Origin of the sequence: Paenibacillus sp. FSL L8-0436 (assembly GCF_038593025.1) — a bacterium.
Lineage (GTDB): Bacteria > Bacillota > Bacilli > Paenibacillales > Paenibacillaceae > Paenibacillus_AQ.
Genome location: NZ_CP151955.1, coordinates 1,448,710 through 1,466,953, shown reverse-complemented (window position 1 = coordinate 1,466,953; position 18,244 = coordinate 1,448,710). Strand labels below are relative to the sequence as shown.

Sequence of the window (18,244 nt, the reverse complement as noted above, 5' to 3'; positions counted from 1 at the left end):
AAGAATGTTTTCTATTTTGTGAAATGCAAGCTTTTAGTTTAGAATAAATGCAGTAGTTAATCATGCCTAAGCGGAGGAATACACTATGCTTTTTATCGATAACACAGGAATCACAGACGCATCGATTAATCTGGCGATTGAAGAGTTTGCGCTTAAAAACCTGCCGATGGACGAAAGCTATCTGCTCTTTTATATCAACAGTCCGTCCATCATCATCGGCAAACACCAGAATACGATTGAAGAGATCAACCATGAGTATGTAAAAGACAACAACATCCAGGTCGTGCGGCGGTTGTCCGGCGGCGGGGCTGTCTATCATGATCTCGGCAATCTCAACTTCAGCTTCATTACCAAAGACGACGGACAGTCGTTCCATAACTTTCTCAAATTCACCCAGCCGGTCATCGACTATCTGCAGTCCATGGGTGTAAATGCCGAGCTTAGCGGGCGCAATGACCTTCAGGTCGGCGAGCAAAAAATCTCCGGAAATGCCCAATTCTCCACACGCGGACGTATGTTCAGCCATGGAACCTTGATGTTCAACCTCAATTTGGATGATGTGCAGGCTTCGCTCAATGTCAATCCGGAGAAATTCAAATCCAAGAGCACCAAATCCGTGCGCAGCCGGGTGGCCAACATTAAGGAGCTGCTCGGCACTGAAATGACGATTGAGGAATTCCGCGAAGGCCTGCTGCGTTCCATCTTTGGCATGGAGCCTTCCGAGGTTCCACAGTACAAGCTGACCATGGATGACTGGGTGCGGATCAATGAAATTTCCAAGGAGCATTACCAGAACTGGGATTGGAACTACGGCCTGTCGCCGAAAAGCAATGTGAAGCATACCCGCAAATTCCCGGCAGGACTTGTCGATATCCGCATGGATATTGAAGACTCCATTATTCAAGAGATCAAAATTTACGGTGACTTCTTCGGCGTCGGCGATGTGGCAGACGTAGAGAACGCGCTGCGCGGCAAACGTTATGAACAAGCTGAGGTCAGAGACGCTCTGTCCGGGCTCGATCTGAAGCATTATTTCGGCCGCATTGAGCCGGAGGACTTTATCGGGCTTATTTTCCTGGAAGAATAGCTTTTCGCAAGTGGAAACGGCTTTGCCGTCCTTTTTTAGGACGGTACCGTTTCAGCGAGAAATAGAAACCAGCCAATCTCCATTAACCGGAGTCTGGCTGGTTTTTTAATGAAACAGCGGTTTCCAGCGCGTTCCTTCCTCTCTTCACATTCAGTTATGCTTTGGAAAGCTTACGCTTCTGGTACAGCAAAAGTCCTGTTACAAAATATATTACGGTGAGCAGCGCAATCATTATGAAATCAAACCATACCTCATGTAAGCCTGCTCCATCGTTCAAAATGTGATTAAAAGCATTGGCGGTATGCGTAAGCGGCAATAAATCTGTGATCCCAAAGGAATGCCCGTGAATTGTAAATATACTCATCTTCGGCAGGGGGAACATACTCCCTGAAAAAAACATTAGAATAAAGAAAGGAAAACAGCCGACAGTTAAAACATCAAAAACGGTATTCAGAAAACTTGCTACCACTAAGCTTATAGCAACCATGGAAAAGCTCGACAGGATCCCAACAACAAGGATGGCGCCAAATCCTCCTGCCGGTCTGTAGCCTAACCCAAGCGCGGTCCAGTAGGACAGAACAATGGCCCCTGCTGCTACGATGGCTTGCGTAATACATATACCGGCAAGGAAATTGAAGGCTCCAAGACGGCTGAGCTTCAACCTTATAAGTGTCTTCTTATCATTTTCCTTTACAATGGAAGCTGTAGCTGTAAACAGGATCATTAAAACAGCCAAAGAGATTAAACCCGGAACATAACCTTCAAATTCGTTCAACGGCTGTTTTTTCTCCAGAAAAGTTTCATTTATACTTGCGGGCAATATTATTTTCGCTGCATCCATCCCCTGTTTGCTTACAGCATCTGCCACCCATACCGCCGCAACCGGATATCGCATATTTCCCATACTTCCATAAAAGTTTATTTGAGCAGGGTCTGCATTGTTCCCGGCAGCCTTGCTGCCTAATTTGTCAGAATAATCTTCTGGGATCACGATTCCTATATCTATCGCCTTTTCCTTAATCTTTGCCCTTAATGGCTCCTCGCCACCGAAACCGGTTACATTAAATAGTTGTGAGTTGTCCTGCCCCTTCATATTCTCCAGATTGCTGATTAATTCGATGGACGCGTGGCCTGAATCCAAATTCAGAACGCCTAAATGATAGGTGGTAGGCCCTCCCCCGTAAAAAAGGTTCATCAGTACTAAAAAGAACGGAGAGAACATCAAAACCATCGCGAGAACTTTCCAATCCCTTATGTTTTCCTTAAAGGATTTGGTAACCGAAGCCGCCAGTCTCATTCCCGCAGCCCCCTTCCAGTCACAGCAATAAATGCATCCTCAAGCGTCCGCTTCCGGATCGTCATATCCTCTATATGTATGTTAAAAGCCTGCAATCTCTGGTTCACCTTCGGAATAAGCTCAAGAACTCCACCCGCCCCCAGCAAAAATAATCCATCCGAATAGGTTCGCTCTGTACATTCATCCGGCATCGACTTCAGGACTTGATGGGCCAAATCTGCGCTTACCCCATTTACCCGTAGCTGCAGAAGTTCTCCCTCCCCGGATTTTGCCTTGAGCTTCTCAGGAGTGTCTATCAAAAGCACCTTCCCATGGTCCATGATGGCCACCCTGTCTGAAAGTCTGTCGGCTTCATCCATATCATGTGTGGTGAGGATCACCGTTTTTTCTTGTGCTAGCTGTCTGATGAAGTCACGTACGAGTATTCTGCTCTGGGGATCAAGCCCTGCCTGAGGTTCATCCAAAATAATCAGCTTCGGGTCATGGACAAGTGCCAGTGCGATATTGAGTCTCCTTTGCATTCCGCCTGATAACGTCTTGGCAAGCTTATTTCTTTTCTCCCAAAGTCCAAGCGATTGCAGCAGGCTTTCTGCCTTATTACCGGCTGCCCTGGAACTTAGCCCGTAGGCCATACCGGCAAATTTCAATTGTTCAAGGCAGGTAAGCAGCTCCCAGATGACGATTTCCTGCGGACACAACCCTATCATCCCTTTTACACGTTCATAGCCGGAAGACATGGAGATTCCATTTACAGTAATACGGCCTGAATCCACTTTGAGAAGACCGCACAGCATTCTTATGGTAGTCGTCTTACCGGCACCATTGGGTCCGAGCAACCCGAATACCTCTCCCTTGCGAACCGAAAAGCTTACATTGTCTACTGCGGGCAGTTCACCATATGTTTTGCTTAATCCTTCTACAGAAAGAAAGTTCTCATGCTCCATACATTGGATTACTCCTTTCGTTTATTTCAGCCAGACCTGTTCAAAACGTTCGACCAGAAGCTCAACATCCTCTTCAGGATGAATCATCACATAAGAAACAACCCCATCGAGTGCCCCCATCAAGGAGATCCCATAGGCTTCAGGGTCCTTCAGATCAGCCTCTCCGGATTCCACTGCTTTTTGAAACATCCCTACAAGGAACGCGGTGCTTTGATTTACATATTCTCTGTAATACTCCATAAGGGCCGGAGCTTGCAAAGCCTTTGACATCGATAAGAAAAAAAAGCTCAGTTCTCGTGGCCTGCTTGCCCAATAGTTCAGATATTCTTGAATATATTGTCTTAATCCATCCATAACACTGCTATTCGAGTAAGCCTTTTCTGCCATTTCCATGATTGGCTCCGAAAGCTTCTGATTCGCCTCCATCAGGAGGACTTCCTTATTGGGAAAATGATGATAAAAGCCGCCTTTGCTGACACCGGCCCGCTTGGCTATAGCATCTACAGATGCGCCATCATAGCCCTTTTCGAGAAACTCTTCTACGGCTGCCATGAGCAGAGACTCCACTCTATGTTCCTTTAACTGTTTTTTTGTCATATTCCGTTCTCCATTCCGACCGTCGGTATGTTCAATATAACAAGGACTAGTGGTGATATCTGTGAATTAATTAACACCTTGCTCAAGAAGGACGAGAAAAAAGGCTCCCCGCTGCTTGCAGCGGAAAGCCTTCAGTGCCCCAGGAGAGGCTTCGCCCGTCTCAAGGGGTGAGTACAAATGCATAAATGACCAGTACAAGCGTAAACACGATACAGAGATTCTCTACTGCATCGCCCTTCTTCGTGCCGGTGCTCATCAGCTTGAGCCGAAGCTTGAAGGGGATCGGAGGCAGCGGGGTGATCCCGCGCTGAGTCAACGAATCCGCGAGCAGATTCATAACAGAGAGGGTAACCCCGGTGCTGATTACTAAATGGGATTTGCCCATCATAGAGAACCGCTCCTTTCTAAGTTGTCGAAATAAGAACAAGTGTGCGGTTATCGAAGTATACCAAGGTCTGGATTTTTTGTCCAGCCTGGGCTGAATGATTGAGCTTCACTCCTTATACCTGCTGGCCTTTTGCGCAGTTCCGGCTTGTCCTTCCCCCTGTTTTAGGATACAATTTGGACAACTTGATACAGCAGCTGAACTCTATCTAACCCTTCTTATATTCCAGGAAAGGATGACCACTGTGACCCGCTCCCGAATCGCCGATCTCAGTCTGCTGCTGGTAGCGATGATGTGGGGCTCAACGTTTCTGATTGTACAGCATGCCGTCAGAGTGCTGCCGCCTCTCGCTTTTAACAGTATCCGGTTTACGGGTGCCGCTCTGCTGCTGGCGCTGATTACCGCTGTTTTTTACCGCCATGAATGGAAAAAGCTAAGCTGGCGCATGGTGGGCCACTCCCTGCTGCTCGGCCTTTTTTTGTTTATGGGCTATGGCTTCCAGACGATGGGCCTGCTGTACACGACCACTTCCAACACCGGATTCATTACCGGTCTGTCGGTGGTGCTTGTCCCCTTCCTGTCCTTGGCGCTGCTGAAACACGCTATATCCCGTTATACCTGGTTTAGTGCAATCCTGGCGGTGGCGGGACTTTATCTGCTGACCTTTACCGGCTCGGTATTCTCCCTGAATAAAGGCGACGGCCTGATTCTGCTCTGTGCTGTCGCCTTTGCGCTGCAGGTTGCCTATACTGGCGTGTATGCTCCGCGTTATCCTGCGCTGCCGCTGGCGACGCTGCAGCTCGCTTTTGTCGGACTGTTCAGCATTGCGGCTTCGCTCCTTGTGGACGGAACCGCACCGCTGGCTCACAGCGGAGCGCTGATCCTGAAACCGGATATGCTGTGGGCACTGCTGATATCCATTGGCCCTACGAGCGCGTTTGCCTTCTGGATTCAGACCGCCTGCCAAAAGTACACCACCCCGTCACGGGTAGCCATCATTTACGCTACGGAGCCGGTATTCGCCGTCTTGACCGGCCTTGCCTTCGGCGGTGAGACACTAGGCATCTCCGCTGGTTTCGGCTGCCTTTGCATCCTTGCGGCCATGCTAATGGCGGAGCTCAGCCCTGAACCGGCCAGGAACGGAGTTCTGCAGCAGGATAGAAACTGAGCCTGAAGCAGGACTGAACAGCAGTACAAACCACCGCCACAAGCCGGAAATACAAATACAAATAGAAAAAACTAAGGAGAGAACCACACACATGTACAAATTGATTGCTATCGATATTGACGACACCCTGATCAATGATGAGAAAGAAGTAACTCCCGCAACACAGACCGCACTGGAACAGGCCGTTGCCGCAGGCGTTGTCGTAACTCTGGCTACCGGTCGCGCTTATGCTTCAGCACAAGCCATCGCCCGTCAAACGGGACTGAATGTGCCGATCATCACCTATCAAGGCGCATTGGTGAAGAACCTGATGGATGAAAAAGTACTGTACGAGCGTTATGTCCCGCAGGATGCCGTACACAAGCTGTTCACCTACTGTGTGGAGCATGATCTGCACCTGCAGACTTATATTGACGACAAGCTGTATGCCCGTGAAGAGAACCAGAAGCTGATTGATTACTCCGCGCTGAACGGAACTCAATACTATATTGAGCCGGATTGGGAAAAGCTCGTTCCGCAAAAAACGCCAAAAATGCTCATCATCGACGATCCCGCATTCCTGGACAAATTGTCGCCAATTCTGCGTGAGCTGCTGGGCGATTCCGTCCACATCACGAAGTCGAAGCCGCATTTCCTGGAAATCATGCATCATGAAGGCACCAAAGGCCTGGCGCTTGAGTTCCTTGCGGCCCACTTCGGCTGCGAGCTGTCCGAAACCATTGCTGTGGGAGATTCCTGGAACGACCACGAAATGCTGGAAGCTGCCGGCCTCGGCGTCGCTATGGCCAATTCCATTCCCGCGCTGAAGGAAATCGCTGATTTCATTACACTCAGCAATAACGAAGACGGTGTAAAGTTCGCTATCGATAAATTTATTCTGAATAACGTAGAAGCTTAAGTTGAGGTAAACCTTAGGTAGTGTGCTGTAATGATGGGGAAGCGGATGATTCGGCGGGAACCGGGATTTTGAAGTGTGCGATTGAAGATCGCATAAGTAACCGCCTGCTTAAATGTATTTGCTGCAACTATTTGGGGCAAAAACGATTGATTTTGAGAAATAGTTGTATTCCGCGCAATTAAAAAAGACGAAAACCTGCTTTTCAGCCGGAACCCGCCTATTTAAATGTACAAAGTGCAACTATTCCCCAATTGCTACCGAAGAGTAAAGATATAGCTGTATGAAATACAGTTAACCGCAATTGCGATTAAGCAGATCACTCAGTCTGTACGATGAACCGCTCATTACCTGACTGCTGATTACTCAACTAATTAATAGTACACGTTCTGTCGCTCAGGGCCGCATTGGCGCTACTGTATATCGCATATTTATTCTCCGCCCTGGCCATTATGCAAAAGGGTGCTTAGTCCCGGGTCTGTAGACCTGACTAAGCACCCTTTTGTTGTCTAGCGTGGCACAGCTAACAGCATGCCGGGAAATCTATTGGCTCCGCGCCTGTCATCATCGCTTTTACCTCAACAGCACACCTACGCTCCGCACCTGCCATATGGCCTCTACCCCGCCAGCTCCCGCTCCCCGCCGCCAGTGAGCTCCTGCGCTGCGCTCCAGTCCTCCAGACCCTCTCCCTCTTCCAGCTCCAGCTGGGAATGATAGAGTCCATGGTAACGCCCCTCAGCCGCAAGCAGCTCATCATGACTGCCGCGCTCCACTACTCTGAACGTGTGAGCGGGAGTCTTAGGCCCGTAACCGCCAGCGTCACATTTTCCGGCAAAATATAAGCTTTTCTCAGATCCACATCATGCGACATATGTGTGTATACGGCGCGTGCCGGCTGAACTGTCCGCAGCAGATCTGCTGCTTCCGTCATATCGTATACAGAGCGGGTCGACAGCTCCGCCGCCTCATAATAAAAGCTTGTACCCAGTACCAGCAGATCCAGGCCATGCATGCGCTCCGTTTCCTGCGGTGTAAGGGAGATGGAATCCGGACAATATACCCACTTATATCCCTCCTTCTCCAGCCGGAAGGCGTAGGAGTATCCGTTTTTGCCGTGATTCACTTTCCACGTGTCGATCTGCCAGCCATCCAGCTCGATCCCGTCATCGCATGGTATCATCTGTATATTGCGGTCCAGCCACGGATATTGCCGCAGAATCACCAGAATCACCTCCGCAGGCGCGTACAGCTCCCCTTTATATCCCATCCACCGGCAGGCATCCGCCCATTCAGGCAAGCCGCCAATATGGTCGAAATGGGCATGAGTCACCAGCAGCCTGCGCATAGTACGCTGCCCAAGCAATTCCATCTGCCGCCGCCAGTCCGGACCACAGTCAATCGCCAAAAAATCACTGCCGTTATCTATAAGCACGGAAGAGCGAAGCCGCACATTCAGCCCGCCCGCTCTAGCCTCCATACAGGTCTCACAGCTGCAATATACCCGGGGAACGCCCATCGCGTCGCCTGTCCCCAAAAACACCAAGTTATCCATCTCTAATCTCTCCTTCAGTTCCCGGTGCGGAAGTTTAAGTAACCCCCATTATAGTACATCTCCCTCTTCATCTCATTATTATTAAAGCTCTCCATGCAACAAGCATATTTAGCACAGCGGTGAAAGGGGGGAGCTGTTAATGTAAAATGTGGATTTCAAGAACGCATACAGGAGGTTATTTTCATGGAAGACTGTTTGATCTGCAGGCGGATGGACATGATTAAAGAAGATACCAATCCCTACTTCGTAGCTGAGCTCGAAACTGGCTATGTGGTCATTGGCGACCATCAGTATTTTGAAGGCTACACTCTTTTTCTCTGCAAAGAACATAAACGGGAGCTTCACGAACTGGACAGCGGCTTCAAGCAGAAGTTTCTTATGGAAATGAGTAAAGTCGCTGAGGCGGTCAACATAGCTTTTGAACCGGATAAACTGAACTATGAACTGCTTGGCAACGGTGATTCACATATACACTGGCATATCTTCCCTAGAAGATTAACAGAACCGAATCCTACTCATCCTGTTTGGTGGACACCCAGAGAGACGATGTATTCCGAAAGTGTCAGACCGAGTTATGAGGCATTGGAAGAATTGAAGCATAAACTGCGGGGAGCGTTGGAGAAATTGTAGGCTGACAAGTATAGGTTTAAACATTCCCTTATAAAAACAGAGCAAAGACCGCCCTCTGCGATGAGGTACGGTCTTATTTGCTGCTGCTTAGGCTGCGCAATCCTATCCGTATGGGCTATATTCCGGCCAGTACCTGATACCAGACTCCACGTTTGGCGTAGAGTGTACTGCGCACTTCATCCCAGCCGCCAAGATACTGAATATCAAAAAGCCCAGCCGGGACAGGATAATGGTCTGCATTCTCCGCATACACCTGCTCATTCACCGGACGGAAGCCGTATTCGGCGAAGACCTCCTGGGCCTCCCGGGTTGTCAGGAAGTCCACCAGCGCCTCCGCCGCCTCGCGGGTTCCATGCTCATCCGCGTATTTGTCCACGACCGCCGCAGGATTCTCGATCAGGATCGTATTCTGTGGAATAATAACCTCATAATTTACACCCTGGGCAATCCGCGCCAGCAGCTCATTCTCGTAGGTGACGATAACATCGCCCACGCCGTATTCAAAGGCAGCCATCGAAGCCCGCCCGCTTTTGTCCAGAGATTCTACGTTCGCGTGTATGCTCTCCAAAAAAGCTTTGGCGGCAGCAGGGTCTTTCACCCCTCCTTGCGCCTCAGACAGCTTGAGACCCGCCCCATAGATGGCGTTGATATCCCACTGTGCTCCGCCAGAGGTCTTCGGATTGGGATACAGCACCTTAATGCCGGGCTTCGCCAAATCAGCAAAGTTGTGAATTCCCTTCGGGTTGCCTTCGCGTGTCCCTAGAGCAACAACCGAGCGGGTCACCATCCCGGCTTCTCCCCGCTCCTTCCAAGTTTTCTCTACCAGCCCTGCCTTCACCAGCTTGTCGACATCGCCTTCCATGGCCAGCAGCGTCACATCGGCTTCGAACCCGCCGGCAATTGCCCGGGCTTGGGTCCCCGAAGCCTCATAGGATTCTTGAAAGGCGATAGTCTGGCCGGTCTCCGCCTTCCACTTCGCTGCGAACAACGGCAGAATATCGCCCATCGCGTCTTTAGCCACGCTATAGGCACCGACCACAAGCGTCAGGTCTCCTTGCTGGGGAGTTTCCTCCGTTGCGGTGTCCTGTTCCTTCGCGCAGCCGGCAAGGGCCAGCGCGAGCAATACCAGCATTAAGGCAGCTAGCCATCCGTGCAGTTGTCTGCTCCTTTTGAAAAGCCTCATACCGGCTCCACATCCTTCGGGGTGTTGGGTTTAACAATCTGTGTTGACAGCTTGGCTGGGGGAGGTTGGGGCTAAAGCTGCGGGCAGTTCTTTTCAGTCAAGATGAACCCTCCAATCATCCAATCAAGGTGACGTTCGCAACTGCGGGGAATGTTTGGACTTCCGGTCGCTGTCGCTCCTACAGTTCCAAAATTCCCCTCCGTTGCTTTCACCCGTTATTGTTGGCTAAAGTTCATCTTACTTCATTGCGGGCGCTATCGCTTGCTCCAGCTTTAACTCTCCTCTTGCCGCTTTGACAACAGATTGTTAAACCCTGTTTTATATTTAATAGAAACTGCACCGTCCTGCTAGGGACGGTTAACGATAACTAGTGATTAAATAAATACAGGCATTGGGTCTTCCTTCAGCCCGTTCTCCTGAATCCAGCTCCGCTCATCATTAAACAGATAGGCGCGGTGGACAAGCACGGCGATCTCCTGGCCCGGCTGCAAGGTTTCCTTCTCCAGTGAACGGTAGGTCACCAGCTTGTGGCCGTTCACTTCCACCTCTACCAGCCATTCGCTGCCGCGGAAATGCAGATGCTTCACAACACCTTGCTCCGTGGCCGAAGCCATTTTAAATTCATTCAGATGGCCCACTTCGATATACTCGGGGCGGATCAAGGCTTTGGTCGGCTTGCCGCCGCCCGCATTCTTAAAGCCCTTCAGCTCGGAGGCGCTTTCGATCAGTGTGGACTCGCCGATAAAGGTCGCCACGAACGGCGTCTTCGGCTCCTTGTAAATATCCCAAGGCGTGCCTTTCTGCTCCAGCCGGCCCTGGTTGATGATCATGATCTCATCAGCCACTTCAATCGCCTCGTCCTGGTCATGTGTAACGAAGATGGAGGTGATCCCGACACGCTCGATCAGCTCGCGCAGCCAGGAACGCAGCTCCTGGCGGATCTTCGCGTCAATCGCCGCGAACGGCTCATCCAGCAGCAGCAGCTGCGGCTCAGGCGCAAGCGCCCGGGCAAAAGCCACCCGCTGGCGCTGGCCGCCGGAGAGCTGATGGGGATAACGTTTCTCGAACCCCTTCAGTCCTGTGAGCTCCACCAGTTCCATAACACGGTTCTGGATCGTATTTTTGTTAACTTTTTTCACCTTAAGGCCAAAAGCAATATTCTCATAAACGGTCATGTGCTTGAACAGTGCATAGTTCTGGAAAACAAAGCCGATTTCCCGCTCCTGCGGCGGAAGATTGTTCACCGCCCGGCCGTGAAAAATGATCTCACCGCTGTCCGGCGTCTCCAGTCCTGCCAGCATGCGCAGAATCGAGGTTTTGCCGCCTCCGCTGGGCCCGAGCAGCCCGATCAGATGACCTTTGGTAATCCCGAAATCAACGTCCTTGACGGCATGAAAATCTCCAAAATGTTTATTCAGACCCCGAACCTCGACATGCATACCTAATGCACTCCCTTTCTTCTCTTGCTCCATTCCATCAACAGCAGCAGACCCGCGGAAAATGCGGCCAGCACCAGCGCTATCCCGCCCGCAGCCGTTACATTGAAATTCTCGACATCCTGGTAGACCAGGGTGGTCGCGGTCTGGGTCTTGTTCATGATGTTGCCGGAAACGACAAGCACCGCACCAAATTCACCAAGCGAGCGCGCAACCGTTAGAATTACACCATAGATTACCGCCCAGCGGATCGACGGCCAGGTCACCTTCCAAAATGTTGTCCAGCCATAGGCTCCAAGCGTTGAAGCCGCCTCTTCCTGCTGTGAACCGATCTCCTGGAGCACCGGCATCACTTCACGCACCATTAAAGGGAAGGTTACAAAGAGCGTAGCAATGACCATCCCGGGAAAAGCGTACACAATCTTCAGTCCGATTTGTTCAAAGATTGACCCCAAAGCGCTGTCCGGGCCCAGCAGCAGCACAATCATCAGCCCGCCGATAACCGGAGATACCGCATAGGGCAAATCTACAATGCTGTTAAGCAGCCCTTTTACCCGTTTCCCCAGCCAGTTTGCCCGCACCAGATAAAGAGCCATCATAATGCCAAACAGCGTGTTCAGCAGCGTAACGACAACTACGACAAACCCGGTCATCATCAGCGCATGCAGCGCCTCCGGTCTGCTCAGGGCGGCCCAGAAACCGCCGAAGCCTTCACTGAAAGCCCCCATTGCCATCTTGCCCAGCGGTGCAGCAATCAGCAGGAAAAATACTAGATAAGTTAGTCCAATCCATAATTTTCTCATGACCGTCTCCCCCGCATCTGCAGCAGATTGATCATCCAGAGAATAAGAAAGGACAACGTCAGCAGAATGATGGAAACCGCAGCGGCCCCCACCGGATTATCACTCTCTACTTCCCCGAAAATAAAAACGGAGGAGACGAGTGTACGGCCCGGAATATTGCCTGCTACCAATACAACCGCTCCGAACTCCGCAAGCGCACGTGAGAAGGCCAGCATCCCGCCGCTGATCATCCCCGGTGCCATGGAGGGCAGAATCACCTGCCTGAATACGCGGCTGCTCTTGGCTCCCATCGTATAAGCTGCTTCTTCCTCGGAAGGGTCAAGCTCCTCCAGCAGCGGCTGAACCGCACGAATTACGAAGGGAAATGTTACAAAGACCATTGCGATTACAATCGCCGGCTGATGAAACACAATTTCAAAGCCCAGCGCCTCCGCGAGCCCGCCAATCAGGCTGCCTGGACCCAGCAGCAGGAGAATCATCAGTCCGCCCACTGCTGTTGGCAGGGCAAAAGGCAGATCAACAAGACTGTTCAGCAATGACTTGCCGGGGAATTGATAACGTATAAGGACCCAGGCAATCATCGTGCCGAGTACAACATTAATAACTGTGGCAATAACGGCCAGTTTTAAGGTCAAGAAGACTGACTTCCAGGCAATTGGGTCGCTTATGGCTTCAGCAAAACTGCCGAACCCTAGCGAAAATGAATTGTAATAGACGCCCAGTATAGGCAAAACGATAAGAATTACGAAATACAACAGTATAGTTGAGCGAAATCCCCAAGTCCAACCCTTGTGTCTAAGCAGCGAATTCAAGTTATAAGTCCCCCCACCTCCGGCTTACCGGTCGGTTTACTTGCCTTTATACCCATAATTATTCCTATTAATATACTTGGTTTAATATTATCACTACTTTACCAAATGCCTCAGGTATCGTCAATTACTTTCACAGACTTTTGGGGTAAAATATATTATCATTCCAACTTCTGCAGCACCGAAAGGAGATACTTACTAATGCTTCATACCATGGAGATCACGACCAGCAAGCGGGACGAATTGCGGGATATTACCCGCGAAGTTATTTCCTATGTTAAAAAGAGCGGTGTACAGAACGGGATTATCGTCGTGTATTGTCCGCATACCACCGCAGGAATTGCGATCAACGAAAATGCCGATCCCGACGTGAAGCATGATGTGCTGATGAGACTTGACGAAGTTTTTCCCTGGGAGCATCCCAACTACCGTCATGCGGAAGGAAATACCGCCGCTCATCTGAAATCAATTACGGCCGGTCCCTCACAGAGCATTATTATCCACGAAGGCGCGCTACTGCTTGGACGCTGGCAGGGCATCTACTTCTGCGAGTTCGACGGACCGAGACGGCGGCAGTGTTATCTGAAAATTGTCGAGGGGTAGGCAGACCCGAAAGTTATAGCTATTATTGTATAGAAAAAGCGGCTCCGCCAGTTTCGGGGATCCGCTTTCTATACAATGCATAGCCTCTATAACACTTTCGCCATGCAAAGTTATACCAATGCAACGTTCTAAAGTGTGAAGGGCTAGAAAAACGGTATTTTTACAAACTGCGGCTTAGTACTTTGACATGTGTCAATGCGGCCTCTTTGACATCATCGAAAGAAACTTTGTCCTGAATGTAATAAGAAATGAATCCGTGAGCAGATAAAAACAAGGTTAATGGCACGCTCTGCCAATCCTCCGAAACATAACCCTCTTCCTTCATATGGCTGCGTACAATACTTGAGAATAACTCAAAACATCGTCCCTGTTCCGCTCGACAATAAGCAAGCAGCTCTTCATCCCGGATCATGAACATAATCTCATATTGGTAAGGATGATCCAGTCCGAAGCGGATAAACTCCATAATAAGCTGCTCCACCCGGGTCATTCCCGGTTCAGGCGGTTTGTTCATTGCTTCATTAAGCAGTATTGCCACATGATTGAAATCCTCTACTACAATGGCGTAGAACAACTCCGCCTTTTCCTTGAAATGATAATAAAGAGAGCCGTGGCTATACCCCAAATGCTGACCGATGCTGCGCATGGAAATCGCCCGGTATCCTTTGGTGATAAACAGATGCCTTGCCGCCTCCAATATTCTTTCCCTCGACAACTCTCTCTCCACTGCTCTTCTTGCCATATCTTATTCCCCTTCGCTGTAGTAAAGCCGCCGCCCTTCAGTTACCAGGGATTGCCCCTCAGTAAGATCTGTTATCCATGCCTTAAATGCGTCGCCTTCATCATTTCGCGGGAGACACAGCAGCTTGACTTTATCTGTGAACGAAGTTTCTCCGGTCTTAATGCCTTTATTTCTCAGCTCATTTTCGACCTTGCCCAGCCAGGTGTACTCGATTTCCACGAATACTTCCCGCCTCAGCACACGGGTGATCACTTCTCCAGCTTCGAGTGCCAGCACTGCCCCATCCGTATACGCCCGGATAAGTCCTCCTGCTCCCAGCATGATGCCTCCAAAATAACGGGTAACAACAATTGCGACATTTTTAACACCTTGGTTGCGGATTACCTCCAAAATCGGTTTACCGGCCGTTCCACTCGGTTCCCCGTCATCCGATTGCCTCTGAATCTCGTCCCTCTCACCAATCGTATAAGCAGAGCAGTTATGTGTAGCATTCCAATGCTGCTTCTTGATGTTCTCGATAAATTGCACCGCTTCTTCTTCATTCTCCACCGGCATTACATGGCCGATGAAGCGCGATTTACGGATTACGACTTCCCGGAAACCGGGAGAACGCACCGTCCGATATTGTTCCAGCATCCTTATTCCAGTCCTTACCTACGTATGATAACTTGATATAGTTTAGGAGCAGCCCCGGTATGGATTACCTATGGACTGCTCCCTGATGATTACTTAGTATGAATGTTCTGTGTTAGGCAGTGGTACTACTCAGTAAGTCTGGCTTCAAGCTCAGCCTTTTCTTTCTCGTAACCCGGTTTGCCCAGCAGCGCGAACATATTTTTCTTGTATGCTTCTACGCCCGGTTGATCGAACGGGTTAACACCCAGCAGATATCCGCTGATACCGCAGGCTTTTTCAAAGAAATACACCAGATAACCGAAAGTATAAGGCGTTTGATCAGGGATGGTAACGATCAGGTTCGGCACTTGTCCGTCCGTATGCGCCAGCATGGTTCCCTGGAAAGCCTTCTTGTTAACGAAATCCATTGTCTTGCCGGTCAGGAAGTTCAGACCGTCCAGATCATCCGGATCGTTCTCGATCGTTACATGATGCTCCACCTTCTCCACTTGGATAACTGTTTCAAAGATGTTACGGTTACCCTCCTGAATGAATTGGCCCATCGAGTGCAAATCTGTGGAGAAGTCTACAGAAGAAGGATAGATTCCTTTGAAATCCTTGCCTTCGCTTTCGCCGTAAAGCTGTTTCCACCACTCCGATACAAAATGCAGGGACGGCTCGTAGTTTACGAGAATTTCCGTTGTTTTGCCTTTGCGGTATAGAGCGTTACGTACTGCAGCATATTGATAGCTCTGGTTAGTAGCCACGTCAGGGTTGTTGAACTCATCTGCTGCGGCTGCGGCCCCTTGCATCATTTCTTCGATGTTGATTCCTGCTACGGCGATTGGCAGCAAGCCTACCGGCGTCAGCACGGAATAACGGCCGCCTACATCATCAGGAATAATAAACGACTCATAGCCTTCTTCATTCGCCAGCTTCTTGAGCGCGCCTTTCTCCTTATCAGTAGTAGCGTAGATGCGTTTGCGTGCTTCTTCCTTGCCGTATTTCTTCTCCAGCGCTGCGCGGAAAATGCGGAAGGCAATAGCCGGTTCAGTGGTTGTTCCGGATTTGGAAATGACATTCACGGAGAAGTCTTTGCCTTCTACAAGATCAAGCAGGTGCGTGATGTATGTAGAGCTGATATTGTTACCGGCAAAATAAACTTCCGGCGTCTTGCGTTGGTCCTTCGAAAGGTTATTGTAGAAGGAATGCGAAAGTGCTTCAATGGCAGCACGTGCGCCCAGATACGAACCACCGATACCGATAACGATCAGTACATCGGAATCATTTTGAATTTTCTTGGCAGCTTGTTGAATACGTGCGAACTCTTCCTTGTCATAGGCTGTAGGCAGGTCAATCCAGCCAAGGTAGTCGGAACCTGCGCCACTCTTGTTGTGAAGCTGTTCATGAGCCAATTTCACGGGAGCGGCAAAATAATCGATCTCTTGCTGGCTGAAGAAGGAAAGAGCTTTGGTGTAGTCAAAATTAATCTTCTTGGACATCGGTAATGGTAACCTCCTGTTTATCTCTTTAGATTTGACACCGTTTGTTACAACTTTATAATTAGGATACTTTAAATCGCCTTGACTGGCAAGGTCTTAAGGCACATCCCCGGCTTTAGAACCATGTTTTTGGAAGTTTCATGGAAGCGTTTGCCGTGTAATCATGGGAGCCTCTCCTGTGGAACAAGCCCGGGTGCCGTGATAGAATGTAGAAAAACATGGCTAAAGAATCTGAGCCGGGAACTACTGGTTCAATTTCTATAGTAATCTCTAAGAGCGAAGGTGGAAATGGAATGAAACAGATCGGCTTTATTGGACTCGGTACAATGGGAGCCCCCATGGCTTCCAACCTTCTGCGCGGCGGTTTTCAGGTTACGGTATATAACCGTACAGCCGCTAAATGCGAGCCTCTCGTTGCAGAAGGCGCGTTGAGTGCATCTACTCCGCAGGACGCGGCAGAGGGTAAGGATGTTATTATGACCATGATCAGCAATGATGATTCGATCCGGGAAGTATTCTACGGCCAGGGCGGCATCCTGGAGGCCCTTAAACCGGGAGCCGTTATCATCGATTCCAGTACGATCTCACCCGGACTGGTGCGGGAAATCGCAGCAGCGGTGGAAGAACGCGGCGGAAAATTCCTCGATGCGCCTGTCACCGGCAGTAAACCAGCGGCTGTCGAAGGCACGCTGGTATTTATGGTTGGCGGCAGCGCAGAGGTGATTGAAGAACACCGTGATATCTTCGACACGCTTGGCCGCAAGCTGCTGCACATGGGTGACAACGGCAGCGGTGCCGTTGCCAAGCTTGCTCATAATGCTATGGTCGGGATTCATAATGTCGCCCTCGCTGAAGGCTTCTCTATCGCCGTGAAGTCAGGCGTTCCTGCGGACAAATTCCTTGAGCTCGTCCAGAACGGTTCGGCCGGCAGTAAGCAGGCAGAGCTCAAAGGCCGCAAAATTATCGAAAATGACTTCAGCAACCAATTCTCACTCGCACTAATGCTGAAGGACCTGAAGCTCGCCTCCTCGCTCAGCGATTCCACAGGTGTGCCTTCACCAATGCTTGGCCTTGCCAAAAGTATGTTCCAAGCCGGATATACCCAAGGGTACGGTGATGAAGATCTCTCTGCTGTCGTCAAATGTTATGAAGAGTGGATCGGCCAGAAGATTGGCGCTGGCGCTAGCCAGGAGTAGAAATTTAATTTAGCTGAATTTTCAGACGCAGCCGGAAGTACAGGCTGCGTCTTTTTTTGCTGTATGGCCGGGGTTGTCGCACCGTTCTCTGTGAATCCGTTATTAACCTATTGTAAGGAGTATCCATGCAGGATTCTGCCTGTCCATTGACGAATATTGATTGTGAATATAAGTACATATCATTTCAAGGAGGAACCCATGCTGAACATTCATCCCGCTGACCCTTCGGATGCTCCGGTGTTGGCTGAAATACAGAAAAGAACATTCGACGAAGATGCACTTAAGTATCGGAATAAAGCGGAAGACGGACCCCCAGGTTACGATTCCATTGCTTGGCAGGCAGAAATGATGAAGAAAGGCCATTATTATAAGCTTCTTGCTGACGGCGTTATTATCGGCGGAATGATCGTGTTCCCTGCTTCAGTGGAAGACGAATTCCTTCTCCTCCGGATCTTTATTGACCCCCTCCAGCAGAATCGCGGATTCGGACAGGAAGCATTTCATTACCTCTTTGCCAGCTACCCAAGCGCGAAGAGATGGTCACTTGACACCCCTTCCTGGGCCGTCAGAAATCGTCACTTCTATAAGAAAATGGGATTCGTCCAGACCGGAGTAATCGGGGACCCTGACAGTCAAGACGCATTTTTTGAGTACGAACGGATCAGCTCCAATGTAACAGCATAAATCATCCCTTGAACGATCCAATACGGCAAAACTGGCAGGAGGGTCCCTATCATTTTTCCAGTGAAGACAAAAAAAGAAGCCCCGCCATAAACGCGGGACTTCCAGGTTGAAGCACT

At 49.9% G+C, this 18,244-nt stretch carries 20 protein-coding genes; 7 read left to right on the top strand and 13 right to left on the bottom strand.

Annotated features, from left to right (window positions below; translation table 11 throughout):
• The first annotated feature begins 85 nt into the window (after positions 1-85).
• Positions 86-1,087, top strand: a complete 1,002-nt coding sequence (locus NSS79_RS06790; protein ID WP_342438762.1) for a lipoate--protein ligase — start codon at positions 86-88, stop codon at positions 1,085-1,087.
• A gap of 154 nt (positions 1,088-1,241) precedes the next feature.
• Here the strand turns inward: NSS79_RS06790 and NSS79_RS06785 are convergent, their stop codons facing one another.
• The 4 genes from NSS79_RS06785 to NSS79_RS06770 form a co-directional block, all read right to left on the bottom strand.
• Positions 1,242-2,384, bottom strand: a complete 1,143-nt coding sequence (locus tag NSS79_RS06785) for an ABC transporter permease (protein ID WP_342438761.1) — start codon at positions 2,382-2,384, stop codon at positions 1,242-1,244.
• Positions 2,381-3,328, bottom strand: a complete 948-nt coding sequence (locus NSS79_RS06780) for an ABC transporter ATP-binding protein (RefSeq protein ID WP_342438760.1) — start codon at positions 3,326-3,328, stop codon at positions 2,381-2,383. Before NSS79_RS06780 ends, NSS79_RS06785 begins: the two co-directional genes overlap by 4 nt.
• Positions 3,329-3,349: 21 nt before the next feature.
• Positions 3,350-3,925, bottom strand: coding sequence for a TetR/AcrR family transcriptional regulator (locus tag NSS79_RS06775; protein ID WP_342438759.1), 576 nt, complete (start codon positions 3,923-3,925; stop codon positions 3,350-3,352).
• A 160-nt stretch (positions 3,926-4,085) separates the two neighbouring features.
• Positions 4,086-4,313, bottom strand: coding sequence for a hypothetical protein (locus tag NSS79_RS06770; RefSeq protein ID WP_342438758.1), 228 nt, complete (start codon positions 4,311-4,313; stop codon positions 4,086-4,088).
• A gap of 241 nt (positions 4,314-4,554) precedes the next feature.
• Here NSS79_RS06770 and NSS79_RS06765 point away from each other — a divergent pair, with 241 nt between their 5' ends.
• Entirely contained in the window at positions 4,555-5,478 is a 924-nt protein-coding gene (locus NSS79_RS06765) for a DMT family transporter (protein ID WP_342438757.1), read from the top strand.
• A gap of 91 nt (positions 5,479-5,569) precedes the next feature.
• Entirely contained in the window at positions 5,570-6,376 is an 807-nt protein-coding gene (locus tag NSS79_RS06760; RefSeq protein ID WP_342438756.1) for a Cof-type HAD-IIB family hydrolase, read from the top strand.
• A 614-nt stretch (positions 6,377-6,990) separates the two neighbouring features.
• Here the strand turns inward: NSS79_RS06760 and NSS79_RS06755 are convergent.
• Both NSS79_RS06755 and NSS79_RS06750 read right to left on the bottom strand, forming a co-directional pair.
• Positions 6,991-7,146: a hypothetical protein gene (locus tag NSS79_RS06755; RefSeq protein WP_342438755.1), complete on the bottom strand. Its 156-nt coding sequence runs from the start codon at positions 7,144-7,146 to the stop codon at positions 6,991-6,993.
• Positions 7,146-7,925 carry an MBL fold metallo-hydrolase gene (locus NSS79_RS06750; protein WP_342438754.1) on the bottom strand — a complete coding sequence of 260 codons (780 nt, stop codon included), beginning with the start codon at positions 7,923-7,925 and terminating at the stop codon, positions 7,146-7,148. The genes NSS79_RS06755 and NSS79_RS06750 overlap by 1 nt, the downstream gene beginning before the upstream one ends.
• Positions 7,926-8,108: 183 nt before the next feature.
• Here NSS79_RS06750 and NSS79_RS06745 point away from each other — a divergent pair, with 183 nt between their 5' ends.
• The gene (locus NSS79_RS06745; protein WP_342438753.1) at positions 8,109-8,555 is read left to right on the top strand and encodes an HIT family protein; all 447 of its coding nucleotides are present in this window, start codon (positions 8,109-8,111) and stop codon (positions 8,553-8,555) included.
• 115 nt (positions 8,556-8,670) lie between these two features.
• Here NSS79_RS06745 and NSS79_RS06740 read toward each other — a convergent pair whose 3' ends face one another.
• The 4 genes from NSS79_RS06740 to cysT all read right to left on the bottom strand — a co-directional run bounded on the left by NSS79_RS06740 (position 8,671) and on the right by cysT (position 12,789).
• On the bottom strand, positions 8,671-9,738 hold the full coding sequence (locus NSS79_RS06740; RefSeq protein WP_342438752.1) for a sulfate ABC transporter substrate-binding protein: 1,068 nt from the start codon (positions 9,736-9,738) through the stop codon (positions 8,671-8,673).
• A 374-nt stretch (positions 9,739-10,112) separates the two neighbouring features.
• Complete coding sequence (gene cysA / locus NSS79_RS06735; protein WP_038587129.1) at positions 10,113-11,177, bottom strand: sulfate ABC transporter ATP-binding protein; 1,065 nt, start codon at positions 11,175-11,177, stop codon at positions 10,113-10,115.
• Positions 11,178-11,179: 2 nt separating this feature from the next.
• Entirely contained in the window at positions 11,180-11,977 is a 798-nt protein-coding gene (locus tag NSS79_RS06730; protein ID WP_038587126.1) for a sulfate ABC transporter permease subunit, read from the bottom strand.
• Entirely contained in the window at positions 11,974-12,789 is an 816-nt protein-coding gene (gene cysT / locus NSS79_RS06725; RefSeq protein ID WP_038587124.1) for a sulfate ABC transporter permease subunit CysT, read from the bottom strand. The genes NSS79_RS06730 and cysT overlap by 4 nt, the downstream gene beginning before the upstream one ends.
• 198 nt (positions 12,790-12,987) lie before the next feature.
• On the opposite strand from cysT, the gene NSS79_RS06720 reads away from it, so the two are divergent.
• A complete protein-coding gene (locus NSS79_RS06720; protein ID WP_076111178.1) occupies positions 12,988-13,389 on the top strand; it encodes a secondary thiamine-phosphate synthase enzyme YjbQ in 402 nt (133 codons plus the stop codon).
• Positions 13,390-13,549: 160 nt separating this feature from the next.
• Here NSS79_RS06720 and NSS79_RS06715 read toward each other — a convergent pair whose 3' ends face one another.
• From NSS79_RS06715 to NSS79_RS06705, 3 genes are all read right to left on the bottom strand, one after another.
• Entirely contained in the window at positions 13,550-14,131 is a 582-nt protein-coding gene (locus NSS79_RS06715) for a TetR/AcrR family transcriptional regulator (protein WP_038587118.1), read from the bottom strand.
• Positions 14,132-14,134: 3 nt separating this feature from the next.
• Positions 14,135-14,767 (bottom strand): YigZ family protein, encoded by a 633-nt coding sequence (locus NSS79_RS06710; RefSeq protein ID WP_038587115.1) that lies wholly within the window; start codon positions 14,765-14,767, stop codon positions 14,135-14,137.
• Between the two features lie 125 nt (positions 14,768-14,892).
• The gene (locus NSS79_RS06705; protein WP_038587113.1) at positions 14,893-16,248 is read right to left on the bottom strand and encodes a glucose-6-phosphate isomerase; all 1,356 of its coding nucleotides are present in this window, start codon (positions 16,246-16,248) and stop codon (positions 14,893-14,895) included.
• 293 nt (positions 16,249-16,541) lie between these two features.
• On the opposite strand from NSS79_RS06705, the gene NSS79_RS06700 reads away from it, so the two are divergent.
• Complete coding sequence (locus tag NSS79_RS06700) at positions 16,542-17,444, top strand: NAD(P)-dependent oxidoreductase (RefSeq protein ID WP_342438751.1); 903 nt, start codon at positions 16,542-16,544, stop codon at positions 17,442-17,444.
• Positions 17,445-17,642: 198 nt separating this feature from the next.
• On the top strand, positions 17,643-18,128 hold the full coding sequence (locus tag NSS79_RS06695) for a GNAT family N-acetyltransferase (RefSeq protein ID WP_342438750.1): 486 nt from the start codon (positions 17,643-17,645) through the stop codon (positions 18,126-18,128).
• The last annotated feature ends 116 nt before the right edge of the window (positions 18,129-18,244 follow it).